The following is a 3,600-nucleotide window of genomic DNA, read 5'->3' as shown; positions in this document are numbered from 1 at the left end:
AGCAAAACTCGCTTCCGGCTGATGGTTAATCTTTACCGGGTGGGAGTCGAACCCACTGGATTTCAACGAATGATTTCAGTTCACAGAACCTCCCACATTCTCAGGCTTCGCCTGTCGCCATCAAGACTTGACCCTCGCTTCCCTAGATCGTGCCAAACACCCTTCGACTCCGCTCAGGATGAACGGAGATGGTACACGTCAATCTCATTGAAATGATGTACTAGATCAGTTGACTGGCATTTGGTGCCGCTGAAGATAGACTCGCTTTAAGAACGTTAACTCGCTCAATATCAGTAGCAATCAAATCCATCACACCTATTACAAATTCTTTCACTTGTTCAATTCGGCATTTTCCTGGACATACGGGAAAGATAAGCTCTCAATACACATATCTCCGCCTCCTCCTTCGTTCTCTGATTTCCTGAATACCCTGTGATACTGAGTCGACCGCGGCGCTTGCCAGTTCTTTACCGCGAGTCAGTGGTTTCATCGCCAGCTCCTGACCACGCAACCCATCCCGGTAACCGGTAATCCATTGATAGCTTGAATAGGCGACAATCCCCAATCCGCCTGCTGCTACCACCAGGTGGCCTATGGTAATGCCCGCCGTAGCGGCTGTGGACACTGAAGCGGCTGTCGGCTCTGTAGTAGTAGCAGGTGACATATTAGCGGCTATTGACTCTGTAGCGGTTGTTGACTCTGTAGCAGTTGTTGACTCTGTAGCGGTTATTGACTCTGTAGCGGTTATTGACTCTGTAGCGGTTATTGACTCTGTAGCGGTTATTGACTCTGTAGCGGTTATTGACTCTGTAGCGGGATTTACCGGGCAAACATCACTGTACGAAAAACCCAAAGCATCCTGAAATTCAGTTCTCGAAGAGCAACTGGCTGTTAATTCACGTAATTCACGCAGGTCTGCTTTTTGGCAAAGAAGCTGATCCGAGATAGGATCAATCGACTTTTTATCGCATTTATCCCACGGTGAGACATAGTTGTCCTTCGCGCTGGTTCTGACAACCTTTTCTGCTGTGGAGCCAAACTTCCCCCGCCCAATGCCCGCGATTGCATCCTTACCCGTCGCGTTTATCCTGCAGTTCCACGCCGTGGTGTCGGCAACCATTGCTCCTCCACCATAAACGTACCCCCCCCGATGCCGGCGTGTGCCATCTCACCTGAGGTTGTGACATTGCTGCCCACCGCCATGGTGTTGGTAACCTTTCCAGAAGCAACAAGCCCCCCCCCGATGCCGGCATTTGCATTGGTGCTGTTGGTTGTAACCGTGCAGTTCACCGCCGTGGTGTCGTCAATTGTTCCTTTAACCTCCCCCCCCCCCGATGCCGGCGCCTGCATTTTCGGCCAAGATATCACTGACTGTGCCCTCCACAGTACAGGCTACTAACCCGGTCGTCTCCTGGGAAATTATATTGGCACCAGTAAAGTGAAGGTTCCTGATGCTGCTGTTGCCTTTCAGAGTGTCAACAAAACAGTCAGACAGGCCGCTGATGGTATAGCACTGCCCATCGTACTCCCCGGTGAATGTGCCAATGGGTTTATGGGTTTCATCGACATTAATATTCGCTGTCTGTTGATATTTGCCGTCTGGTGGATATTCGGGATAATCTGCTAGACCAATCTTGCCCAGGTCTTCTGCATTATTAATCGTTTTCGAATTCGCATGCTGAAAAGAGCTGGCCAGCGTGCCAAGTGCAAGCAGTCCTCTGGTTCCCTGACTCCCTTGATAGCGGGCCGTGGATGGCTGTTGAAGGGGTACGCCTTTCGAGCCGGTTTCTTTTTCCTGAGCCTCTTCCCGGGTTTCTTGTGATGTCTGTGGTAATTCCGGTTTTGCATCCGGCCCGGGCAAACCGCTCCCGGACCAGGCATTGGCCATATCTTTCACTATGAAAAGGATGGAACTCGACGGAAAGATAGCTGCTGTGGCCAGTCGCACAAGGTCTTTCACTGCTTTGCGGGAATTGAAACTGAGGCAAGGATCTTCCGTTGGAATTAATGATTTCGCAAATGCTTTAGAAACAGCAACGCCATGGCCGAGCCAGGAACGCCCGTCTCCTTTCGCTATACATTGGGAGGGCCAATTACATGGTTGCTGAATGGTTTGCTGAATCATAACAGGACTCTTGATCTTGTAATACATAACATTACATAAGAAATGTGCACAAAAAGTTACTGGGCCCCCCCCCTTATTCGTCCATGCAGTGACGTAAAAGTTCCTGGGTTATGTTTTTTTAAGGGTGGAAAAACATCAAATGTCAGATATTTTCTTTTATACGTCTTTTGCCGCTTATAAAACGAGAAACAGCGAGAAACAGTGTCAGTTCTTGAATCTTGAATGTGTTCAAATACAAAGGCCTGACCCTGGCTTTTCGTTTTACTTGACTGTATTCAAGAATCCGAGTAGATGAGGACGTTACCGTCCTCAGCCCTCGCAGACCCGGACGAGCCCAATTAAGGCATCCGGTTCCTCACAGTTATTGGTTCACTAACTGACAACGATGATAGTACTGATGCTGGATTCTTGGCGGTGTCAGGGGGAAGCGTTTCAGGAACTGGGTGAATTTCTCCCACGGAATATAACTTTTCCGAGATCGACGCCCCAGCCATTTATGCCAGATTTTCTGTACTTTATCATGCACTGCCTTCAGGGCTTTTATGTTTCCAGTAATGCCGAAGTACGCAAAGTGTCCCCGTAATTTCCGGTTCAGCATGGCGTACTGCTCACTCAATGGCTTATGCCTATCTTTACGACAAAAGTCGTTGAATGATTTCAGCGTTTTGGCTAATCGCCCCTTGGCGGTTTTCCGGAATATTGCAAAACCACCTTTCCGGGTTATACCCCAGAAGTGTGTGAACCCAAGGAAATCAAAATTGATCGGAAGTCCACGACGCTTGCTTTCCTTTCGATATTGAACCCGAAAGTCAATTCTCTGCGTCTTTTCCGGATGCAACGTTAGGCCATAGCCACCAAGGCGTTTAGGCAGTACACGCTCTACTCGACAACAGTCATCATAGTTTTGAAACACCATGACAAAGTCATCAGCAAAACGCGTCAAGCTACACCTTCCCTGCATTCTTGGCTGTACGGTTCTAATAAACCAGTCATCCAGTACATAGTGCAGATAGATATTGGCTAACAGTGGTGAAATAACACCACCCTGAGGTGTTCCCATTGTCGGGTAGCTAAGCTCTCCCGACTCGAGTATACCGGCCTTCAGCCATGCTTTTCATGAAGAGACGATCAGTTTTCGTACCACGCCATCAGTTACTCTTCTGGCAAGAAACTGCCTTAACTGACTGTGATCAATCGTATCGAAATACTTTTGGATGTCCACATCCAGTACCCCACATCCAGTACCCATTGGCCGCCATCTCGCATTATGTGGCTACGTAGACTTTGCAAGGCATGATGCGCTGACCTGCCTTTGCGGGACCCAAACGAGCAGTTATAGAAATCTTGCTCATAAATAGGTTCCAATAGCATCGCCACCGCTCTCTGGGCAATCTTGTCCTCGAAGGTCGGTATGCCCAAAGATCGTTTCTGACCTTTCCCTTTTGGAATATAAACGCGACGTAACGCAGGTGCTC

At 48.8% G+C, this 3,600-nt stretch carries 6 protein-coding genes; 1 reads left to right on the top strand and 5 read right to left on the bottom strand.

All coding sequences use genetic code 11. The features are described from left to right. Window positions 1-379: 379 nt before the first annotated feature. On the bottom strand, window positions 380-625 hold the full coding sequence (locus J7438_RS24745) for a hypothetical protein (protein WP_209278716.1): 246 nt from the start codon (window positions 623-625) through the stop codon (window positions 380-382). Between J7438_RS24745 and J7438_RS24740 the strand changes: the two genes are divergently transcribed. After that, a complete protein-coding gene (locus J7438_RS24740; RefSeq protein ID WP_209278715.1) occupies window positions 600-863 on the top strand; it encodes a hypothetical protein in 264 nt (87 codons plus the stop codon). The genes J7438_RS24745 and J7438_RS24740 overlap by 26 nt on opposite strands. 220 nt (window positions 864-1,083) lie before the next feature. Here J7438_RS24740 and J7438_RS24735 read toward each other — a convergent pair whose 3' ends face one another. The 4 genes from J7438_RS24735 to J7438_RS24720 all read right to left on the bottom strand — a co-directional run. Beyond that, window positions 1,084-1,350 carry a hypothetical protein gene (locus J7438_RS24735; protein WP_209278714.1) on the bottom strand — a complete coding sequence of 89 codons (267 nt, stop codon included), beginning with the start codon at window positions 1,348-1,350 and terminating at the stop codon, window positions 1,084-1,086. Continuing rightward, the gene (locus tag J7438_RS24730; protein ID WP_209278713.1) at window positions 1,316-2,125 is read right to left on the bottom strand and encodes a M26 family metallopeptidase; all 810 of its coding nucleotides are present in this window, start codon (window positions 2,123-2,125) and stop codon (window positions 1,316-1,318) included. The genes J7438_RS24735 and J7438_RS24730 overlap by 35 nt, the downstream gene beginning before the upstream one ends. Before the next feature lie 361 nt (window positions 2,126-2,486). Continuing rightward, complete coding sequence (locus J7438_RS24725; RefSeq protein ID WP_353620193.1) at window positions 2,487-3,218, bottom strand: reverse transcriptase domain-containing protein; 732 nt, start codon at window positions 3,216-3,218, stop codon at window positions 2,487-2,489. Window positions 3,219-3,301: 83 nt separating this feature from the next. Next, the coding region (locus tag J7438_RS24720; RefSeq protein ID WP_209278711.1) for a reverse transcriptase/maturase family protein at window positions 3,302-3,600 on the bottom strand (299 nt) is incomplete at its 5' end.

Source organism: Thalassotalea sp. G20_0, assembly GCF_017744175.1.
Lineage (GTDB): Bacteria > Pseudomonadota > Gammaproteobacteria > Pseudomonadales > Endozoicomonadaceae > Endozoicomonas.
Note: the sequence above shows the minus strand (reverse complement) of the source record. Positions and strands in the feature narration are given on the sequence as shown.